This is a genomic window from Pseudomonas sp. GL_135 (genome assembly GCF_057834665.1).
Genome location: NZ_CM174408.1, coordinates 835,228 through 855,714, shown reverse-complemented (window position 1 = coordinate 855,714; position 20,487 = coordinate 835,228). Strand labels below are relative to the sequence as shown.

At 58.9% G+C, this 20,487-nt stretch carries 21 protein-coding genes and 1 pseudogene; 12 read left to right on the top strand and 10 right to left on the bottom strand.

The annotated features are described in order from the left end of the window. Positions 1-20: 20 nt before the first annotated feature. Entirely contained in the window at positions 21-1,043 is a 1,023-nt protein-coding gene (locus AC3ISG_RS03885; protein WP_489298553.1) for a Glu/Leu/Phe/Val dehydrogenase family protein, read from the bottom strand. 196 nt (positions 1,044-1,239) lie between these two features. On the opposite strand from AC3ISG_RS03885, the gene AC3ISG_RS03880 reads away from it, so the two are divergent. Then, positions 1,240-2,043 carry a SirB1 family protein gene (locus AC3ISG_RS03880; protein ID WP_489298552.1) on the top strand — a complete coding sequence of 268 codons (804 nt, stop codon included), beginning with the start codon at positions 1,240-1,242 and terminating at the stop codon, positions 2,041-2,043. Here AC3ISG_RS03880 and AC3ISG_RS03875 read toward each other — a convergent pair whose 3' ends face one another. The 4 genes from AC3ISG_RS03875 to AC3ISG_RS03860 form a co-directional block, all read right to left on the bottom strand. Beyond that, positions 2,044-5,484, bottom strand: a complete 3,441-nt coding sequence (locus tag AC3ISG_RS03875) for a dermonecrotic toxin domain-containing protein (protein WP_489298551.1) — start codon at positions 5,482-5,484, stop codon at positions 2,044-2,046. A 429-nt stretch (positions 5,485-5,913) separates the two neighbouring features. Then, positions 5,914-6,438, bottom strand: a complete 525-nt coding sequence (locus AC3ISG_RS03870) for a hypothetical protein (RefSeq protein WP_122535289.1) — start codon at positions 6,436-6,438, stop codon at positions 5,914-5,916. 186 nt (positions 6,439-6,624) lie between these two features. Further along, the gene (locus tag AC3ISG_RS03865; protein WP_489298550.1) at positions 6,625-7,533 is read right to left on the bottom strand and encodes an SDR family oxidoreductase; all 909 of its coding nucleotides are present in this window, start codon (positions 7,531-7,533) and stop codon (positions 6,625-6,627) included. A gap of 246 nt (positions 7,534-7,779) precedes the next feature. Further along, positions 7,780-8,235 carry a flavodoxin gene (locus tag AC3ISG_RS03860; protein WP_122622560.1) on the bottom strand — a complete coding sequence of 152 codons (456 nt, stop codon included), beginning with the start codon at positions 8,233-8,235 and terminating at the stop codon, positions 7,780-7,782. Between the two features lie 376 nt (positions 8,236-8,611). Here AC3ISG_RS03860 and AC3ISG_RS03855 point away from each other — a divergent pair, with 376 nt between their 5' ends. The 7 genes from AC3ISG_RS03855 to AC3ISG_RS03825 all read left to right on the top strand — a co-directional run bounded on the left by AC3ISG_RS03855 (position 8,612) and on the right by AC3ISG_RS03825 (position 12,590). After that, positions 8,612-9,217: a hypothetical protein gene (locus AC3ISG_RS03855; RefSeq protein ID WP_122535285.1), complete on the top strand. Its 606-nt coding sequence runs from the start codon at positions 8,612-8,614 to the stop codon at positions 9,215-9,217. Positions 9,218-9,403: 186 nt separating this feature from the next. Beyond that, entirely contained in the window at positions 9,404-9,973 is a 570-nt protein-coding gene (locus tag AC3ISG_RS03850) for an antibiotic biosynthesis monooxygenase (RefSeq protein WP_122535283.1), read from the top strand. A gap of 229 nt (positions 9,974-10,202) precedes the next feature. After that, positions 10,203-10,913: a dihydromonapterin reductase gene (gene folM / locus AC3ISG_RS03845; RefSeq protein ID WP_489298549.1), complete on the top strand. Its 711-nt coding sequence runs from the start codon at positions 10,203-10,205 to the stop codon at positions 10,911-10,913. A gap of 20 nt (positions 10,914-10,933) precedes the next feature. Continuing rightward, positions 10,934-11,494, top strand: coding sequence for a GTP cyclohydrolase I FolE (folE, locus tag AC3ISG_RS03840; RefSeq protein ID WP_122622561.1), 561 nt, complete (start codon positions 10,934-10,936; stop codon positions 11,492-11,494). Between the two features lie 3 nt (positions 11,495-11,497). After that, on the top strand, positions 11,498-11,869 hold the full coding sequence (gene folX / locus AC3ISG_RS03835) for a dihydroneopterin triphosphate 2'-epimerase (RefSeq protein WP_122535279.1): 372 nt from the start codon (positions 11,498-11,500) through the stop codon (positions 11,867-11,869). A 90-nt stretch (positions 11,870-11,959) separates the two neighbouring features. Continuing rightward, positions 11,960-12,256, top strand: a complete 297-nt coding sequence (locus tag AC3ISG_RS03830) for a DUF1244 domain-containing protein (RefSeq protein ID WP_122535277.1) — start codon at positions 11,960-11,962, stop codon at positions 12,254-12,256. Then, positions 12,249-12,590 (top strand): HopJ type III effector protein, encoded by a 342-nt coding sequence (locus tag AC3ISG_RS03825; RefSeq protein WP_489298548.1) that lies wholly within the window; start codon positions 12,249-12,251, stop codon positions 12,588-12,590. The genes AC3ISG_RS03830 and AC3ISG_RS03825 overlap by 8 nt, the downstream gene beginning before the upstream one ends. A gap of 273 nt (positions 12,591-12,863) precedes the next feature. On the opposite strand, the gene trxB is transcribed toward AC3ISG_RS03825, so the two are convergent. Beyond that, on the bottom strand, positions 12,864-13,826 hold the full coding sequence (gene trxB / locus AC3ISG_RS03820) for a thioredoxin-disulfide reductase (protein WP_122535273.1): 963 nt from the start codon (positions 13,824-13,826) through the stop codon (positions 12,864-12,866). Positions 13,827-14,211: 385 nt separating this feature from the next. On the opposite strand from trxB, the gene cysZ reads away from it, so the two are divergent. Next, positions 14,212-14,967, top strand: a complete 756-nt coding sequence (cysZ, locus tag AC3ISG_RS03815; protein WP_489298547.1) for a sulfate transporter CysZ — start codon at positions 14,212-14,214, stop codon at positions 14,965-14,967. 77 nt (positions 14,968-15,044) lie between these two features. Here the strand turns inward: cysZ and AC3ISG_RS03810 are convergent, their stop codons facing one another. Then, positions 15,045-15,677 (bottom strand): hypothetical protein, encoded by a 633-nt coding sequence (locus AC3ISG_RS03810; protein ID WP_489298546.1) that lies wholly within the window; start codon positions 15,675-15,677, stop codon positions 15,045-15,047. Between the two features lie 205 nt (positions 15,678-15,882). Between AC3ISG_RS03810 and AC3ISG_RS03805 the strand changes: the two genes are divergently transcribed. Both AC3ISG_RS03805 and AC3ISG_RS03800 read left to right on the top strand, forming a co-directional pair. Beyond that, positions 15,883-16,176 (top strand): hypothetical protein, encoded by a 294-nt coding sequence (locus AC3ISG_RS03805; protein ID WP_489298545.1) that lies wholly within the window; start codon positions 15,883-15,885, stop codon positions 16,174-16,176. A gap of 168 nt (positions 16,177-16,344) precedes the next feature. Next, positions 16,345-17,511 (top strand): glycosyltransferase family 4 protein, encoded by a 1,167-nt coding sequence (locus AC3ISG_RS03800; RefSeq protein WP_489298544.1) that lies wholly within the window; start codon positions 16,345-16,347, stop codon positions 17,509-17,511. 246 nt (positions 17,512-17,757) lie between these two features. Here the strand turns inward: AC3ISG_RS03800 and AC3ISG_RS03795 are convergent, their stop codons facing one another. The 3 genes from AC3ISG_RS03795 to AC3ISG_RS03785 all read right to left on the bottom strand — a co-directional run bounded on the left by AC3ISG_RS03795 (position 17,758) and on the right by AC3ISG_RS03785 (position 20,068). Continuing rightward, on the bottom strand, positions 17,758-18,861 hold the full coding sequence (locus AC3ISG_RS03795) for an NADH:flavin oxidoreductase (protein ID WP_489298543.1): 1,104 nt from the start codon (positions 18,859-18,861) through the stop codon (positions 17,758-17,760). A gap of 124 nt (positions 18,862-18,985) precedes the next feature. Next, positions 18,986-19,468: a glutathione peroxidase gene (locus AC3ISG_RS03790; RefSeq protein WP_489298542.1), complete on the bottom strand. Its 483-nt coding sequence runs from the start codon at positions 19,466-19,468 to the stop codon at positions 18,986-18,988. 114 nt (positions 19,469-19,582) lie between these two features. After that, a complete protein-coding gene (locus AC3ISG_RS03785) occupies positions 19,583-20,068 on the bottom strand; it encodes an FKBP-type peptidyl-prolyl cis-trans isomerase (RefSeq protein WP_074884740.1) in 486 nt (161 codons plus the stop codon). Here AC3ISG_RS03785 and AC3ISG_RS03780 point away from each other — a divergent pair. Next, positions 20,037-20,398: pseudogene (locus AC3ISG_RS03780) on the top strand (DUF3565 domain-containing protein). The gene AC3ISG_RS03785 and the pseudogene AC3ISG_RS03780 sit on opposite strands and share 32 nt — an antisense overlap. Positions 20,399-20,487 lie beyond the last annotated feature (89 nt).

Here is a 20,487-nt window from a genome sequence, read left to right as displayed (position 1 = left end):
CGGAGTTGTCACGAAACGAATCAGTCCATGTCCAGCAGCCGCTCGGCCAGCTCATCTGCAACCCGTGCGGGTGAGCGCTTTTCGGCTTGCGCATGGGCGAACACCTCGGTCAGCCGCGTGCCGATCTGAGAAAGATGCGCGGTAATGGTGCCCGGGCTCTGCCCCTGATGATGCAGCGCCACATAAATCAGACCGCCTGAATTGATCACATAATCCGGGGCATAAAGAATGCCGCGGGCTTCCAGTTGGTCGGCAATGGCGGCGCAGCTCAGTTGGTTATTGGCGCCACCCGCCACTGCGGCGCACCGCAACTTGGTGACACTGTGGCTGTTGAGCACACCGCCCAGCCCGCACGGGGCAAGAATATCGCAAGGCGTGCTGAGCAACGCTTCGCAAGCGATCGGCTTGGCCCCCAACTGCTCCATGGCGAGTTGCACCTTGCCGCTGTCCAGATCAGCCACCAACAACTCGGCGCCCGCCGCATGCAACTGTTCCGCGAGCGCGTAACCCACATGGCCCAACCCCTGAATCGCCACGCGCAAACCTTCCAGATTGTCGCTGCCCAATCTCGCCATGGCCGTAGTCCTAATGCCGGCGTATAAACCCAAGGCGGTATGCGCTGATGGGTCGCCTACCGCCGTGGTGCTGGTGACATGCTGGGTGTATTGGGCAATGCAGTCCATGTCTTCCCTGGAAGTGCCGCTGTCCATGGCCGTGACGTAACGGCCGTCGAGGGTCTGCACGAATTGCCCGAACGCCTCGAACAAGGCGGCACGATCAGGCACGTGGGCCGGACGCATGATCACCGCCGTCCCACCGCCCAGTGACAGCCCGGCGAGTACGGCTTTGTAGCTCATGTTCCTTGCCAGCTGAATGGCATCCTCGATAGCACTCTCTTCGTTTGGATAGGAGAGGTAGCGACAGCCTCCCATCGCCGGGCCTTTGCGGCTGCTGTGGATCGCGATCACCGCCTTCAGGCCGGTGCGCGGCTCAACTATCATGTGCAGTGATTGCACGTGTGAGCTTTGCATGAGAGCGAACATGGGCACTGCTCCCCCTTTTTCGTACTGGCGAGTATAGGCGCTGATTGAAAAAAAGAAGGCTGGCCCGGGAGGATCCGGACGACGGACTGCCGTTGGCCACGCCCGATCAATCAACGCTGGACGAAGGCGGCGGCCAGGGCTAAAACAGAGCCATCCGTTAACTCTTCTCAGCCGTCTTATCCTGCCGGAGAAGTCGATGAATCCGCGCCAGCAATGCATTGCCTGTCTAGAACGGACCCCGCCGTCTACCTTTGAAGCCGCTGCGTGGATCGCCACAGAGCACGACGGCCAGGTTGATTTCCAGGCTGTCCGCGACCAGCTGAACGCTCTGGAACGCAGCGTCAGTGCGGCGCTTGCGTCGTTACCGGCCGCAGAGCTTGCCCAGCCCTTGCTGCGGCAACTGGCGACGTTGGGATTTCAGCAGGACGATGCCGCTCAGCCCAAACCCCAGGCTGCTCTGATCCATAAAGTCCTTGAACGTCGTCGGGGCCAACCGCTAGGGCTGGCGATGGTCGCCCTGGAAATTGCCAGACGTCTGGAGATCCCACTCGAAGGCGTTAATTTCCCCGGGCATTTTTTGTTGCGCGTGCCCGGTGCCGACCATTCGCTGGACCCTTGCGGCGGGCGCAGACTCTACCCAAAGGACTGTCGTGAATTGTTGCTGCGCCAGTTTGGTGCGCAGATGCAGCTCAAGGCCGAGCACATGCAAACGGCGACGCCTGCGGCGATGCTGCAGCGTTTGTCACGCAACCTGCGTTACCTGCATCAGTTGAATGACGACCTGATCGCGGCGCTCAAGGACGCGACCCGCGTAATGGAACTGGGCCAGGCCAACACCAGCGATTACCTCGCTCGTGCCAGCCTGTACCAGCATCTGGATTGCCCACAGGCCGAACGTTTCGACCTGGAGCATGCGTTGATGTTGAGTGAGGACCCGGTTCAACGGGTGCGGCTCACTCAACGTCTGGTTCAACTGCCCGGGGTGGGCGCTTTGCACTGATTATCGAAACTGCGGCACACTGCCAGACGACCGTTTTGCCGCCTTGCCCAGGCGCTTCACTTTCTCGGCCTTGCGGATCTTGCGGACTAGCTTGGCGGTTTTAAAGGCTCCCATTGCAGCCTGCAGGAAATAGTCCCTCGCGCGGGCACGGTCGCCTTCCTGATAGGCAAAGATTCCCCGAAAAAGGTCGACACCGGCATGCAGCCCCGTCCATACCGCTTTGGTTATCGGGTGGAGATTTGCCAGATAGCCGCCGTATTTACGGACGAAGTTATAGGTGTTGAGCATGCGCCGTTCGTTGACGCTCTCAGTCTGGGCGTCAATGTCCAAGATCAAAAGCTGCACCGCGACCCCATGCAAACTCTCCAGTGTCACCGGCGCCGAGTGAGAAACCTTGTAGGGCTTGCCGTCGACGAGGGGCGACACCTCAAGCTTTTGCATCAAGGTACCGATGATGCGCTGAGCGCTGTAATGCACCTGATCATAGTAATAACGGCTCATGCCGGGGCGGGACACAGAGCGAACAACGTCATCCTCCTGGCGGAACAAATAGCCATCGGGCGCACCGGGTGTATAGACCAGTGTTCCCAGGCGAGCGTTGGCTTTATCCGGCTTGAAAACGTAGATATTGGGGAAGGTTTTGTACGCCATGATCAGCAGATGGAGTGTCCCCGGCGCTTTCGTCCTGTGCCCGACGATACTGCTGTCGAGGCTTGAGACCATCCGCACAACCCAGTTGTACTGATCAGCGTCAAGCCGGCCTGCGGCGTACTCAATCAACGCATCACGGCGCAGTTCACAGTGGGTTTTGCGCGCGAACAGGGCGCGAACCCTGGGCGGCGGGGAATTGGTCAGACCCCACGTGTGCTGGCGCAGTTTTTTGATGTATTCATCGGCATAGTTGGAACCGCGGATCATCTGGTCAACGAAAGCACCCGTAAGCGCGGAGACATCCTGGCCAATCGACGAATACACGGCAGCATCGGGATCAAAATCGTATTCCTCTTCCGAGTAGCCGACCATGAACAGGTCCGTCAGGCACTTGAGCGTGGTGTAGCGGCCAAAGTCCGGTTCACCCTCGCCAGCGTTACCCTCCACATCAAAAAACACAGTGTCCGGGTCGATGCGGCCCGGCACCCCGGACGCCTTCAGGTGCCTGTCGATCAAGCGCTCGCATTCACCACGGGCAGCCTGGCGCCAAGGCGTGATGCCGAAAGCATCGTAGGCTTTGTTCAGTGCTGCAATCCGATGGGTCAACACCACCTGCGCCATCCGGTGCTGCTCGGTGAAATGCTGCATCCGCCCACTGGCGACAATCTGATTGCGCGCCAGCATTTGATCGACCTTGTAGCGGCTCAGGCCCGATAGCGCGTCGGTGAACGAGGCGCCGTTGACGGCAAGGAACTGGAGGCTGTCCGTAGACCATTGCGAAGGCATCAGCTGAATGCTTTCAATGTACGGAACGATGTGCTGGTCTGCCTTGACGACGGTCTGGTCGAGGAGATACTGCGCGCCGCGCGCATTACCGGTCCAGCTGCCGACTTCGAGGGACAGCTTGCGCCACGTGTCGAAGTCAAACATCTCGCGCCCATTTGGCTGACCCGGTGCATACAGCACATAGAACTCGTCGTCGCCGTTGATCTCACGAATGACGACCACATCTTCCAAACGCCGATTGCCACCTTTGAGGTACAGAGCACCTACCTTTATCGCTGGGCTGCCGAGAAGGTTCGACTGCACTTGCTCAATCAATGCCAGACCGCGATCAGAAAGATGACCTTGCAGTTTCGCCGCCCAGGCACTCAATGCGATATTGCTGGCGCGCATTGCGCTCATGGCATCCACTGCGGTTTGGTCGCGGTAGCGACGTTCCACTTCGCTTCCGTAACGCTGCTTCACATTGAGTTCTCGCACCAGGCGGCACACGAAATCGAAGTCCAGGCGTACATGGGCGTAAGCGGCATCGACCTCGATACTCGGGGCCAGATTCAAGTCCGTGTCCGGCATGCCGTCGAGGGCAAAGCCCAATAGAGTGTTTGTGTAAACAGTCTCCAGCGGCGCATCTGCGAACTGCATCTCATCGGGCAGATGGATCGTCACGCTGGACGGGTCAAGCGTGTAACCCAGATGCTTCATCAGATAAGCCGCGATCTCTTTCCGCGCAAAGATTTCGGGCGTCTCGATGCCAACCAGTTGCGCCTGCATTCGCGTTTCACACAACGACTGCTCAGCGGCGAGTGTGTCGTAGCGCTGACGATCTGGCGGCGCAGCGAACCGCAGCCATTGCGGCAGGCGCCGCTCATGCACGAATGCCAGCAGATCCATGTAGCGAGCATTCAGAGCCTGCTCCAGGTCGTCGAGACGGCTAACGTCGTCGAACATCTGCAACAGTGCATCCGGGTCGCCATTGCTTAAAGGTGCGTGAGCAAGCAAGTGGTCGATATCGTGCAGCTGTTTTTCCCGAAGACTCTTGATAAATCGCGGCGCTGGCTTTTCGTTCATCAGTGAATAATCAAGCTCCAAAGCCTCCGCCGGGGTGTCGTTGAGCAGCATCTGGTGTTCGAGCGAGAGACAACCCAGAATCAGATCCCGCGAGTCGGTCTGCGCCAGGCGCTGCTTGAACTCGACTTCCATCGCGTCCAGCGTTGCGAACTTCTCCACCCCGCCAGACGGGCTGAAGAGATAGACGATGGCATCGGGGCCAATTGAATCCAGCGGCATGACATCGACGTCTTCGGCAGTCGCTACGCAGGTGCCGATCAGTGGCAGCACCGAGCCATCCGATGTCCGCAACGACAGTGCATAACGGCCCATGCAGTCGGGAGAGTCGACAATGCGTAGCAGCCGCTCTTCTTCCTGAGGGGTGAGCTCGTGAGTGCCGACGGCCAAACCGATGGCGTGGCCAAGCACCCACGACTGCAGGGTTTCGAAGACTTCCTCGCGCGTGCCGCGGACCGCGTCTTCGCCGGGAATCCGGGTAAAAGTCTGCTCGTCAACTGCCCAGTACTGATCAAGACTGAACTTGAAAAATCCGGGCAGCCTTTTCAGCAGATCGGGCAACATTTCCCTGATCGCGCCGATGTCCAGACCTGCCGGTGCATATGCAGTGTGCGCGGAGTCTCTTCGCGTCGACAACGCTGCTTGTTGATCATCGAGGTGAGTGGTGTCTCCAACAAATGCGCGCAGCAGGACTTGGGTCAGTGAGAGCGGTGCGGGATCGAGCCCGCCTGCATTGTTCGTATGAATGAACAGCGCGTCAGGGTTGGGAAATCGCGTAACTCTAACCAGTGCGTTGGCCAGCAGTTGCCTCGCCGCCTGATGCACAGTCGGTGCCTCCCGAAAATGCGCGACCATCAATGCCGAAAGCTCGCCCTCTTTATCGGCGTGATCGAGCAGCGAACCCGCCGTCGGGCCGGTGTGTTTTTTAAAATGATCAGTCATCTTTACAGCTCCATAATGACCGCCCGCGCCACAGAGGCATCCAGCCAAAGTGTGAAATACGTGGGCGGTCCGAAAGAGCTGTCATCTAACCCGCTGAATCGCAGACCGATGGAATAACTATTGATAGCGATGAGCGCGACCAGCCGATCAATGACGCAGGAAAAAGGAGCGATTGTTTGGCACTCGTTGCGCGTTCCTACTGTTGCTGTGGCGGTAACACTGCTTGTCACAACGCGAGCTGTTTCGAGTTCCTCAGGCCCTTTATCCTTCGCAGCCTCTGAGCAACCACTGGCCCTTGAACGGCTTGGGGAAGCGCTCAACTCTCGTCACCGACGTTGTGTTTTGAAGCTCCTGGATTCAACGTCTTATTTGGCCGCTGCGATTGCAGCGGTTTTTTTTGCGTGAACGGGCCGCACGCAAAGAAATGCTTCAGGCGCGGATGTTTACCAGCGAAGGTTCGCGTGGCGTGTTCGCATACTCAGCAAGCGCCATCACGACGGAAATGACCGTTTTTAATTCCACCAGGCCACTTTTGGCCACATCATTTTCCCGGTTCATCAGGTCATGAAGCGCGCCCAACTCCTTCTCAAAAAAGGCATAAGCATTCACTTCGCGCTCCATGTTGATTTCCTTTCCATCAGCGTCGAATTCGATATCGATGCTGGACATCGCATCAACAAGCCCTTCATCGATAAATCCGCGCTCCGCCAACACCGCACCGATCTCCCTCAACTGTTTGTTGTTCGTCCGGGTAGGGTCGAAGCCAGCCAGATCAAGATTCAACCCTTGTAGTTTTTTGATGTTGGAAAGACTCTCATCTGCCCAGTACTGTCGGACCTTTTGTTTGACCGCCTGCTCCTCGATACTTAGCCCGGAGTTGGCCTCGAAGCGTTTGTAGGGAGCAGCCACATACACACTCAGCCGCTCTTGCACTTTGCTCAAATTGCCAATCATAAAACCTCCTGAAAATCGGTTGATCCTCAGGAAATGTCGGGCGACTCGGGGCGGGGTTTAGGCTGAACAAGTGAAGACGGAATCATTGCCTCATTCAGAGACCGTTCCTACGTCGTGGCAAATAACTTTCCTACAAAAACGGCCAATCCGATCGCCCGGACTGGCCGTTATGTGAGCACAGAGAGGTCAGGCGAATTTCTGCAAATTCGCCATCATTTCCTTGAGCGCTTCGACATTGTCGGCGGGGTGCACAGCGTCGCTGAAGTCACTGATGGTCTGCCACTGCGCAGCGACGTCTTCCGGCGAGAAGCCTGCATGAGGGTTGAAGCCGGCGCCCAGGCTGCGCTCCCAGCGGACTTTGCCGATCCAGCCGCCACCCACTTCATACAGGCCGGCGCTGTCCTGGCACTGCTGGCTGCCCAGGTACACCACCAGCGGGCTGACCAACTCGGGCTTGAGCAGATCGAACACACTGGCTGGAATCAAACCTTCGGTCATCCGTGTTCCGCCGGTGGGGGCGATGGCGTTAACCAGGATGTTGTTTTTGCGCCCTTCAACGGCGAGCGTGCGCGTCAAACCGTACAGCCCGAGCTTGGCCATGCCGTAGTTGGCCTGACCGAAGTTGCCGTAAATGCCGGAAGTGGACGAGGTGAAGATGATGCGGCCATAGTTCTGGTCCCGCAGGTGGGGCCAGGCAGCACGGGTGACTTTGTAGGCGCCTTCGACATGCACGCGGTAAACCAGGTCCCAGTCGGCGTCTTCCATCTTGGCGAAGCTTTTGTCGCGGAGAATGCCGGCGTTGTTGACCACGACGTCGACGCGGCCGAAAGCATCGAGAGCGTTCTGAACGATCTTGTCGCCATCGGTGACCGAGTCATGATTGGCAACCGCCTCGCCGCCCGCTTCACGAATTTCCGCAACCACTCGATCCGCTGCCGATGCATTGGCGCCTTCGCCGTGGGCCGAACCGCCGAGGTCGTTGACGATCACCCGCGCGCCGTGCCGGGCGAACAACAACGCATGGGCTCTTCCCAACCCGCCGCCCGCCCCGGTGACGATCACCACTTTGTCTTCAAAACGCACGGACTCGCTCATGTTGCTCTCCCCGATGATGAAGCCGGCGCTGCTGCCGCTGCCCTGGATTCATCAGGGCGTCAGCAGCAGACGCGGGCGTAATGGTCATCGAGTCTCGCCGACCCGATGCACGGTCACAATCAACACGGGGCACGCTGAATGGTGGTCGATAACGCTGAGGGATGGCTTGGCCATTGCCAGGCCAGCACCTGAAGCATTGATGGCTGGCCATTGCGCCGGGCTGCCCATGAGCAACAGGCTCGCCGCTCAGGCGTTCAGCTGTCCGATGAACTCCGCCAGCCACGGCTCGGCATCGCTTTCCGGGGTCACGGTTTCGCTGGCGTCCAGACGCAGCATCTCCTGCACCTCGCGAATCCCCAGCTCGGCAAAGAGCTCACGCATCAACTCGCCGCCCGCGCAAAACGTATCGCCGTAACTCGCGTCGCCCAATGCAATGACGCCACCCGGCAATCCGCGCCAGGCAGCGGGCAGCACGTCGCGGATCTGGTGATAGAGCGGCTGAATGTTGTCCGGCAGCTCGCCCATCCCAGTGGTCGAACTCACTGCCAGCAGGGCTTCCGGCGCAAAGGTTTGCAAATCGGCAAGGGTGGCGCGTGGATTGAAAAATACTTCGTGCCCTGCATCCTTAATAAGCTGTTGGGCGTGGCGGGCAACCTCTTCAGCCGAGCCATACACCGAGCCCGCAATAATCGCGACTTTCATGGGTTCATCCTGTGACGGGTAAAATCGTGCGGCATTATGCCTCAGCGCGGCGCGATGTCTTGGACTCCTGACCTTGTGCTGCCAAACGCGAAGCGGATCGACGAGCACGGCGTTTATGCAAAATAAGGTTCAACGATGCTGGAACATTCCTGTCTCAATTGAGTACTTCTACTACTTTCAGATTGGTAGTCGAACCCGTCCGGACGCCGTGACGATCCGGCCGGCGGAAAAGGCGTCGAGTTAAACGCCGAACGGGCGCAACCTCGGCTGGAGAATGAAATCCTGAAGGGGTAACATCCTGCAACTGACGAACGGCCGCAACCTACCTGCGAACGATCTGTCTGCTCCTTCAATAACCGGTTAATCGAGCCTGGCCATGCAGCGCGACAACATCCTCACGCCTGATGAACTGGAGTTCATTCAGAAGATGCAGCACAACCCCACGCTGAATCTGGGCGACAAGTCCAGCAGCCTGGTGGTGAACGGCGGCGTGCAAATCCAGGATCTGCTGACCCGTCTGGCGGCCCATGAGCAAGTCACGATTCAGGCCCAGTTCGATAATCAGCAAATGACTTTCCCGCTGCATCTGGTGGAAGACGAATTTCATGCGCTGCACCTGGAGCTGGGTGCGCCGAGCATCTTCGAAGAAGGCCCGCGCATTCGTCCATGGCGCTTGATACTGCCTGAGCCGATGCCGCTGCAAACTGAAAAAGGTTCGCCCACCGCGCTGTGGGTGCATGAAGTGTCCTTCAAAGGCATCCTCCTGGAAATACGCAAGCAGACCAAGCCGCCGAAGTCCTTTGCCGCCTGGTTCTGTCCGGAGGGCCATGCGCCGATTTCGTTGCGCGGGACCTTCGAACGTCTGACTCAGCATGGCCTGGCAGCGTATCGGTTGAGTCAGAACAGTAAAGAAGACACTGAGCGTCTGCGTCAGTACATTCTTCAGGAACACCGCAAGATTCACCCTTCGATGCACCTCTAGGATTGTCTGATCAGGCGATCCTCTACGACACCCTCTTTGTCCGATAAACACCTCTGGCTTTATTGCAGGATTCAGGAATAATCCTTGCTTGCTTTTTCCAGTGAAGCTGCCGCATCGCCACCACCCCGGCGCCGCGTCATGTGATTTCCCTACCCGGGAAGCTCACTTGTTTATCGGAGATACACAATGTCTACCTCACCCGTCACGCTGATGGTTGCCCGTCGCGTCGCCCATGGCCGCTATCAGGAACTGATTGCCTGGCTGCATGAAGGCGAACAGCTCGCTACCGACTTCCCCGGCTATCTAGGGTCCGGCGTGCTTGCTCCGCCGCCTGGGGATGACGAATTCCAGATTATTTTCCGCTTTGCCGATGAAGCTACCATGCACGCCTGGGAGCATTCCGCCTCCCGACGCTCCTGGCTGGTGCGCGGCAGCGGCCTGTTTGCCAAGAATTCCGTGCACCGCGTAAGCGGTATCGACGGCTGGTTTGGCGCCGTTGGTCAGCGCCCGCCGCGCTGGAAGCAAGCCGTTGCCATCTGGCTGGCGTTCTTCCCGGTGTCACTGCTCTTCAATTTCGTGCTGGGACCGCTGCTCAGTCAGCTGGATCTGTTCCCGCGCATCATGATCAGCACGTTGATCCTCACACCGCTGATGGTGTTCTGGTTTATTCCGCTGTCGACCCATCTTCTGGCGGGGTGGCTGCACAGCAGCACGCCTGCACAGGTCAGCGGAACGGAGCCGGCGTCTACCCGCTAGCGCTCATCCACAAGCGCTTTCCCGATCAGGGCGCCGCCGAACTGCCTGGCAGCGCCCGACATGGCGCCAATTCAAAAACATGTACAGCCCTGCCGGTGTTGTACAAGAACCGACCGTTGGGGTAACTTTGCCCCACGGTCGTTTTCGATGGTGCACGCGAGCCTTCACTGCTCGCCATTCAGCACCGACTCGCCCGACCTCTCTCCCCGTTGATGAATGCGTGACGACCATGGCCTGCTCCCCTGCCCCTGTCTTGATCACTGGTGCCAGCCAGCGCGTTGGCCTGTATTGCGCCGAGCGTCTATTGGCGGAAGGCCAGCCGGTGATCATCACCTACCGCAGCGAGCGGCCGGGCATGCAGCGTCTAAAGGCGCTGGGCGCGGTGGTGCTTCAGGCTGATTTTTCGTCAGAGACGAGCGTTCTGGATTTCATCGCCCGACTCAAGGAGCAGACTGGCAGCCTGAGGGCCATCGTGCACAACGCGTCCGACTGGCTGGCCGAAACGCCGGGGGAGGAGTCGGATGTGTTCATGCAAATGTTCAATGTCCACATGCTGACGCCCTACCTCATCAATCTGCATTGCGCCGAGCTGTTGCGGCGCTCGGAGACGGCCGACATTATTCACATCAGCGACGACGTCACGCGCAAGGGCAGCAGCAAGCACATCGCTTACAGCGCCAGCAAGGCAGGCCTGGAAAATCTGACCCTGTCCTTCGCCGCCAGATTTGCGCCCCATATCAAGGTCAACGGCATTGCCCCGGCCATGCTGATGTTTCAACCCGATGACGACGCGGCATACCGCGCACGCACGCTGGAAAAGTCGGCACTGGGCATCGAACCTGGCGCCGAGGTGATCTACCAGAGCCTGCGCTATCTGATGGATACCTCCTACATCACCGGCACCACTCTGACCGTAAACGGCGGACGGCACGTCAAGTAAGCCGCCCCGAGGAAACATAGATGACCCTGTCACTGCCACAGCATTACCGTGAGATCCTTGTCGGCCTGGGTGAAGATCCTGAACGCGAAGGCCTGCTGGATACGCCCAAGCGCGCCGCCAAGGCGATGCAATACCTGTGTCATGGCTACGAGCAGACGCTGGACGAGATCGTCAACGGCGCGCTGTTTGCCTCCGCGAGCGACGAGATGGTGATCGTCAAGGACATCGAGCTGTATTCGCTGTGCGAGCATCACCTGCTGCCCTTCATTGGCAAGGCTCACGTGGCCTACATTCCCACCGGAAAAGTTCTGGGCCTGTCGAAGATCGCACGCATCGTCGACATGTACGCGCGGCGCCTGCAGATTCAGGAAAATCTAACGCGGCAGATCGCCGACGCGATTCAGGGCGTGACCAAGGCCGCAGGCGTGGCCGTGGTCATTGAGGCTCAACACATGTGCATGATGATGCGCGGCGTTGAAAAGCAGAACTCCACCATGAACACCTCGGTGATGCTCGGCGCCTTCCGCGAGTCCACCACGACCCGCATGGAATTTCTGCAATTGATCGGACGGAGCAAGTAGTCCATGGCAAGACTCGAACCCGGTACCGCACGCATCAGGGTCAAAGACCTGTGCCTGCGGACGTTTATCGGCATCAACGAGGCCGAAATCCTCAACAAGCAGGACGTGCTGATCAACCTGACGATCCTGTACGCGGCGCAGGAAGCGGTGCGCGACAACGACATTGATCACGCGTTGAACTACCGGACCATCACCAAGGCCATCATCCAGCACGTCGAAAGCAACCGCTTTGCCCTGCTTGAGCGCCTGACCCAGGAAGTGCTCGACCTGGTGATGACCCATGAAGAAGTGCAATACGCCGAGGTCGAAGTGGATAAGCCCCACGCGCTGCGGTTTGCCGAATCGGTGTCGATCACCCTGGCGGCAGCGCGCTGATTCCTGCGCTCGCCTTTGCGGGCGCGCGCTTGCCCGGCCTGACTGCCACTCTTATCATCCGCCCATCTTTTACTTCCAACAGAGCACACCATGACCGAGCAACAACGTCTTGAACTTGAAGCCGCCGCTTTCCGCCGTCTGGTTGCGCATCTGGACAGCCGCAAGGACGTGCAGAACATCGACCTGATGAACCTCGCCGGTTTCTGTCGCAACTGTCTGTCCAAGTGGTACAAGGCCGAGGCCGACGAGAAGCACATCGACATAACGCTCGATGACGCCCGCGAAGTGGTTTACGGCATGCCGTACAGCGAGTGGAAATCCACGTACCAGAAAGAAGCCAGCGCCGAGCAGCAAGCCGCGTTCGTCAAGGCACCGAAGCATGACTGACCTGAGCGCCCTGCGCGCCAGCCTCGCCAGCGGCAATCATCTGTTCGCCGACACGCTGGCCTTCATCGCCGCGCATTACGAGTATCAGCCCCAGGCGTTCAGCAACGGCCCGGTGGAAAACACCGCTGGCCAGAACGAAGGTTCGTGCAAGACCCTCGGCCTGGCGCTGCTGGAAGGCCTGAGCGACGAAGAAGCGCTGCTGGCTTTTGGCGAGCACTACCGCTCAGTGCTGGAGACGCCGGAAGGCTCTGACCACGGCAACATCCGGGCGCTGATCGCGAACGGTCTGGCCGGCGTTAAGTTTTCCGCCGAGCCGCTCAAGCCCAAGGTCTGAGTGCGAGCTTAAGTCTGTAGGACAACCCGACCACGCACACACCGGGCTTCTCGTGCAGTAAACACATTCATGTGGGAGTGAGCTTGCTCACGAAAGCGGCATGTCGGGCGCCGAAGGTTTAGCGGATGCCAGGACCTCTTCGCGAGCAAGCTCGCTCCCACAGTTCGTGCGTCGGCAGAACATCCGCGGCGTTTTCAGGTTCGATGAGCGCCTGCTCGGCAAACATAAAAAAACCGGCTCAATGAGCCGGTTTTTTTGCAGCTTAAGATCAGGTCAGAACGAAACGTTCGCCAGGCCGTCCAGGTAGCGCTCGACGTCCAGTGCAGCCATGCAGCCTGCACCAGCCGAGGTGATGGCCTGACGGTAGACGTGATCCGCCACGTCGCCGGCAGCAAAAACACCGTCAACGCTGGTGGCCGTCGCATTACCTTCGCGACCGCCTTGAACGACCATGTAGCCGTCTTTCAACGCCAGCTGACCGTCAAACAGGCTGGTATTCGGCGTGTGGCCGATGGCGATGAACACGCCGTCGACGGTCACTTCGGAATAGCTGCCGTCGTTGTTCTTCAAGCGCGCACCAGTCACGCCCATGTTGTCGCCCAGCACTTCGTCCAGGGTGGCGTTGAGCTTGAGCTCGATCTTGCCCTCGGCGACACGTGCATGCAGCTTATCGATGAGGATCTTCTCGGCGCGGAAGGTATCGCGACGGTGAACCAAGGTGACCTTACTGGCGATGTTGGCCAGATACAGGGCTTCCTCGACGGCAGTGTTGCCGCCGCCGACCACGGCGACCGGCTTGTTGCGATAGAAGAAACCGTCGCAGGTCGCGCAGGCCGACACGCCCTTGCCCATGAACGCTTCTTCGGACGGCAGACCGAGATAACGGGCGCTGGCGCCGGTGGCGATGATCAGCGCGTCGCAGGTGTAAGTCGCGTTGTCGCCTTTCAGGCTGAAGGGCTTACCGGCCAGATCGACCGCATTGATGTGATCGAACACGATCTCGGTCTCGAAACGCTCGGCGTGTTCACGCATACGCTCCATCAATGCCGGGCCGGTCAGGCCATGGGGGTCGCCCGGCCAGTTGTCGACTTCGGTAGTGGTGGTCAACTGACCACCCGCCTGCATCCCGGTGATCAGCAACGGCTTGAGGTTGGCGCGCGCGGCATAGACTGCAGCGCTGTAACCGGCAGGGCCGGAGCCGAGAATAATCACTCGCGAATGACGTACATCAGACATGACACACTCCTATTGACCGGCCATCGTTACGCGTGGTCGGAGTCACTGGGTCTGAACCGGCGTACCGGTTGAGAGGGTTGGGACTGACGGGGGCTTGTGGCTACACAGGGCGCACGACAATCCTGAAAACGAGAAGCTGCCACTCGGGGCACAGCAACGGTGAAAGTTGGCCGCAAGCTTATCGGGGCGGAGAAGATTAAGGAAATATCGTTTCACAATCCAGCTCATAGGCCAGCCCTATCCTCAACCTCCACTTTGCGCATGCAGTCCTGCATAGACTTCACCGCTGCACGATTGTTTCAGCGAGTGTCGCCCCTCCTGCTGCGCTTCCGCCCCCGCGGCAAAGCCGGTATGGTCGGCGCGATATCACTGCCTGGAGGCACACATGCCTGCACCCGTCCTGTCTGGCCCGCAATACCTGCGCGAAGGGCTGAAACTGGTCCTGAGCCCTGGCCTGCGCCTGTTCGTCCTGCTGCCGCTGGCGATCAATCTGGTGCTGTTCAGCGCCATGATCTACTTCGCCGGCCACGAATTCAGGTTGTGGGTCGACTCCTTCATACCCACCCTCCCCGGCTGGCTCAGCTTTCTCAACTACATTCTGTGGCCGTTGTTCGTGGTGCTTGTGGCGCTAATGGTTTTCTTCACCTTCACCATGATCGCTAACATCATCGCCGCGCCGTTTAATGGCTTTCTCGCTGAAAAGGTAGAAGTGGTCCTGCGCGGGACGGATGATTTTCCCGCGTTCAGTTGGGGCGAGCTGGTGGAAATGGTCCCGCGCACTTTGAGCCGGGAGATGCGCAAACTGGGCTATTTCCTCCCGCGTGCCGTGGGCCTGTTCATCCTTTCGTGGATTCCCGTGGTGAACCTCGTCGCCGCGCCGCTGTGGCTAATATTTGGGGTGTGGATGATGGCCATCCAGTACATCGACTACCCCGCCGACAACCACAAGATGAGCTGGCAAGACATGCTCGCCTGGCTGCGCGCCAAGCGGTGGCAGAGCATGAGCTTCGGCGGGATTGTGTATCTGGTGCTGCTGATACCGGTGGTCAACATCCTGATGATGCCGGCGGCGGTGGCCGGGGCGACGTTATTCTGGGTGAGGGAGCGTGGCGCGGAGACGCTGGCAGAGCGGATTCGCTGATGCCGAGAAAAAGCCTCGATTGAGGCCTTTTTTGTGTAAGACGCAGGTTCTATCAGTGCATCCACTCGTTCATACGGCTACAGGCCACGGCTGGAAAAATACATTCTGATAGCTTCAATCATGACAACGATGATTATCACAACGACCCAGCACATTAAGCCCAGCATCGCCCATACGCCTTCGCCGAAGGTGGAACCACACTTGCAACTTCCTTCGGCGTCTCGGTTTAGCTGGTTAATGAACGACTGCACTCTGAGCATGATCAGGAACTGTGCGAACGTCGAAATGACGGATATCCCTAACGGGATAAGTCCAAGGCCTGCCGAAGCGACGCCTTTCGAGCTTGTTGCGATGTTGTGGACGAACACGACAAGTGACGGGGCGAGTGCCAGAAGAATCATGCCTGCCGCAAGCGTGCCCCAATAAGGCATCCCCCGCTGCCCTTTCTCCTTCAGCAAGGCGTCGACCTTGCCAAACATGGACGGCACATAAATCAGTCCGAAAATGGTGCGCAGAACCGGCCAGATCGGCTTCGCCGAATATGCTTTGTATCGCGACCAGTTTTTGTAATACCAGTAAAGCCCGTACAACCCGCAAGTGATAAACATCATCACCGTCAACTTGACCAGCGATACCGTATAAAACGGCGGACCGCTCGTAGGCAAATCCGTCAAATCGGCAGCAGGTGGCGTGTTGAATTGTTCGGACACAGCGTTTCCTCCAGAAGTTGAGGCGACGCATGCTAAAGGCGGAAACACTCTTTTAATCAACCTCGGGAAAATCAGGACGGTTCCTACGACGGTATTCGCCACGTCCCACACCCTTCCTGTTTAACCATGGACATGCCCACTCCGGGCGAGCATTTGCCGCCGCGTTCAAGCGCCCGGCGTATTCATCAGCAGGAGTCATATGCCCATGGAATCGACACCGCTTAAAACCACTGCTCATCTTGCGTCGTTTGTGATGGACCGACAGAAGAAGCCTGAACCCCACGCCCCTGCGTTCATGCAAGCACTGGCGCAGGCGACTCAGCCGTTCGTTTCACAAACCCTCAAGGCTGAATCTGCGAACCTTGCCAAGCCCGCTGCCCCCCGTTCGCACCTGCAAATGACCAGCCTGAACCCGGTGCAGACCCACTACGTGCCAGAACCGGCTGCCTTCGAGCGCATCGGTGAGTCGCGGCTTGTGCCCTTCACCGTTGGCGGATAATGCATCCTTCGTCTGCGCAGTCATGCTCGAACCTGATCGGGGCAAGTGCCCGTAAAAACCGGTCAGGTTCGGACGAGGCTACTGCCAAATCCCAGCAAGCCATGTGCAGTCACAAATCCATCACTCAACCGCCACACAAGCGCAATGACCCGCTCAGAAACTGATCTCATGAGTAAATCCCTGCGCATTACCCTGATCACCGAGACGTATGCACCTGAAATAAACGGCGTGGCCAATACGCTCAGCCGTTTGTGCGACGGGCTGCGCCTGCGGGGGCATCGGGTTGAGGTGATTCGGCCGCGGCAGAGCGACGATGAAATGCGCGCGGCCGAGGAAGATTTGATGCTGTGCCGCGGCTGGCCGATTCCGGGATATCCCGGGCTGCAGTGGGGGCAGTCATCTATGCACAAGCTGCTGCGCCGCTGGCAGCGCAATCGCCCGGATGTGCTGTATATCGCGACAGAAGGACCGCTTGGTCTTTCGGCGCTGCGTGCCGCGCGGCGACTGGGGATTGCCATCGTCAGCGGGTTTCACACCAACTTTCAGCAGTACACGCGGCAGTACGGGCTGAGCTTCATCACGCGCCTGCTAACGACTTACCTGCGCTGGTTTCATAACCGCTCAAACGCCACCCTCGTGCCCAGCTTCACGCAGAAAACCGAACTCGAACGCCGAGGCTTCGAGCGACTGGAACTGTTGTCGCGGGGTGTTGACTGCCAATTGTTTCACCCGTCGAAGCGCTCAAGTGCGCTGCGTGAGAGTTGGGGTCTTGAACCAGGCGATACGGCGGTTCTGCATGTCGGACGGCTGGCGGCGGAGAAAAACCTCGGCCTGCTGAAGACCACCTTTGACGGCTTGGTCAGCACCTATCCCGAGAAAAACCTGCGGCTGGTGATTGTCGGCGATGGACCTGTCCGGCCCACTCTGCAGCGTCAGCTCCCGAACGCTATCTTCTGCGGCACCCAGCGCGGGGATGCGCTGGCGGCGCATTATGCGTCGAGTGATTTGTTTCTGTTTCCGAGCCTGACTGAAACCTTCGGCAACGTGGTGCTGGAAGCCTTGGCATCAGGGCTGGGGGTGATCGCCTATGACGAAGCGGCGGCTGCCCAGCATATTCGTCACGGCCATAACGGCGCGGTCGCGATGCCGGGGGATGAGGAAGGCTTCATCGATGCCGCGCGGTGGATGCTGGAAGATGAGGAAACCTTGCGTCGGGTCAGGCTGAATGCCCGGCAGCACGCGAGTCGTCAGGGATGGGCCGGGATCATCGACTCATTCGAGACTTACCTGCGCGCTGCGAGCGAGACGCGGGATGGGGTTGTGCTGGGGGTGTAGTCGCTCACGAATAGTTTCACACTGTCTCGAACGCTGCGTATGTGGGAGTGAGCTTGCTCACGAAGAGGCAAGATCATCCGCTAAATCCTCAGCGACTGGAATGCCGTCTTCGCGAGCAAGCTCACTCCCACACGGACGGTGTTTGCTGCGCGACAGGGCGGCGTCAGGACGACGGAAATCTCCCACAATAGGGTGTAGTACCCGGTGATTTCTTAACGATGAAGACCGGGCAGGCGCAACTGGGCTTCACTCCAGTCGGGTCAGCGCCTCACGGCTGAACGGCAAAATGTCGTGCTCGCGGCCTTCCTTCACTTTCAACGCCCAGTCCGGGTCGACCAGCAGGGCGCGACCGACTGCGACCAGATCGAACTCCTCGTTGCCCAAGCGCTTGAGCAGGTTTTCCAGGCTCGCGGGCTGGGCGACTTTGTCGGTGTTGACCATGAATTGCAAAAACTCTCCGTCAAGTCCGACGCTGCCGACCGTGATGGTCGGTTTACCGGTGAGCCTGCGCGTCCATCCGGCCAGGTTCAGGTCAGATCCTTCAAACTCAGGCTCCCAGAATCGCCGCGTCGAGCAGTGGAAAATGTCGACGCCCGCCTCGGACAGCGGTTTGAGGAACGCGTCGAGCTCTTCCACCGTTTGCACCAGACGCGCGCTGTAATCCTGCTGTTTCCACTGCGAGTAACGAAAAATGATCGGGTAGTCCGGACCTACTGCTTCCCGCACGGCCTCAATCAGTTCGATGGCAAAGCGTGAACGGTGCGCGAGGTCGCCGCCATACTCGTCGGTACGCTGATTGGTGCCTTCCCAGAAGAACTGATCAACCAGATAGCCATGGGCGCCATGGATCTCGACGCCGTCCATGCCGATGGCTTTCGCGTCTTTCGCCGCCTGGGCGAACGCTGCAATGACCTCGTTGATGTCTTGCTTGCTCATGCCGTGAACCACGACGTTGCCGTCTTTTAGCTTCTCGGTCGGGCCATAGGCCGGCACCGTACCGTCGGGCTCTGTGCCCAGACGGCGCACAGCGCCCACGTGCCAGAGTTGCGGCACGATCTTGCCGCCTTCTTCGTGAACCGCTTCCACCACCTTGCGCCAGCCTTCCAGTGCCGCTTCGCCAAAGAACTGTGGCACGTTGGGGTAGCCATTTGAGGCCTTGTGCCCGACTGTGGTGCCTTCGGTGATGATCAAGCCAACGCCCGCAGACGCACGACGACGGTAGTACTCGATGACTTTGGAATTGGGTACACCGCCCGGTGAAAACGAGCGGGTCATCGGCGCCATGACGATGCGCGTTGGCAACTCGAGGCTGCCCAAGTGGAAGGGTTTGAACAAGGCTTGAACAGGCATGCAGGCGTCCTCGGCATTCTGGAAATATGATGAAGGTCATACAGAATGAGCCGAAGCGCAGGGGATACGAAGCACTATTGACTGGAGTGATTAAGGCTCAGAAGAAGGACAGCGAATTGAAATGCTAGGGCAGTGCCTTCTCGATCGCACTCACCACTTTGGCGTCATCCGGAAGCGTACTGGGTGAGAAGCGTGCCAGAACGCGGCCGTCCTTTCCGACGAGGAACTTCTCGAAATTCCAGGTGATGTCGCCAGGAAACTCGGCGCCTTCGCCCGCGAGCATCTGATACAGCCGATGGCGGTGCGGTCCATTGACTTCAAGCTTGTCGCCCAGCGGAAAGGTCACGCCGTAGTTGAGCGAACAGAACGTCTGAATCTCTTCCTGACTACCAGGCTCCTGACCAGCGAACTGATTGCACGGCAGCCCAAGGACGCTGAAGCTCTGATCTTTGTATTTCTGATAAAGGGTTTCCAGCGCAGCGTATTGCGGCGTGAGGCCACACTTTGACGCGACGTTGACCACCAGAACCACTTTGCCCTTGAGCGGGGCGAGGGGCAGCTCCTGACCATCCAGAGCCTTCAACTTCAGCTCGTGAAATACACTCATGAAAACTCCCCTGGAAACCCTAGGCCGCAAAAAGCGCCCTGTCAGACCGCAAAAACAGATGTTTTCACAAGACCGCTAGGACGCCTGGCCAGCTCACTCAGCTTAGCAGGACAATCAGTGGTGATGACCACCTTCGCCGTGCACGTGACCGTGGGCCATTTCTTCTTCGCTGGCATCACGGATGGCAACGATCTTCACGTCGAAGTTCAATCGTTGACCAGCCAGCGGGTGGTTACCGTCGACAGTGACGTCGTCGCCGTCCAGATCGCGGATGGTCACGATCTGCATCTGGCCATCCGGGGCGGAAGCGTGAAACTGCATGCCGACTTCCAGCTCGTCGACACCTTCGAACATGCTGCGATTGAGGGTGCTGACCAGTTCGGCGGAGTATTCGCCGTACGCATCTTCAGGCTCGATGGCCACTTTCAGTTCGTCGCCGACTTCCTTGCCATCCAGCGCCTTTTCCAGACCCGGGATGATATTGCCTGCACCTTGCAGGTAAACCAGCGGCGCGCCGCCGGCAGAACTGTCGATGACCTCACCAGCGTCATTGGTCAGGGTATAGTCGATGGAGACAGCCTTATTGGCGGCGATCGGCATGGGGCGAGACCTTTTGCAAATAGATATGAGCGGCCAAGTCTAACCAAGCACTCGCGCGAAAGCGAACGCAACTCAGACGGACGGCCCCGATTGGAATCCCCGAAAGCCCCCTCTCCCCGCTCGATCATTACCGGCTTTGTTCAGGACCTGGACGGTCACTGGGTGGTTGAGCTGTCCTGCGGGCACACCCAGCATTTGCGCCACGACCCGCCTTGGCAATCCCGCGCCTGGGTACTGGATCCGGCGCAGCGCCAGGCAAAAATCGGCCAGTCCTTTCAATGCGGCTGGTGCGCGTCGGGGTCAGATAACGATAACCTTGGGCCCCGTTGAGACGCTGCGACTGAACAGCGTCCTGATTTATCCGGTCCGATGGCTGAATTCATAGCGCCACGACCCTTGCACTGCTCATCTTCGAGAAG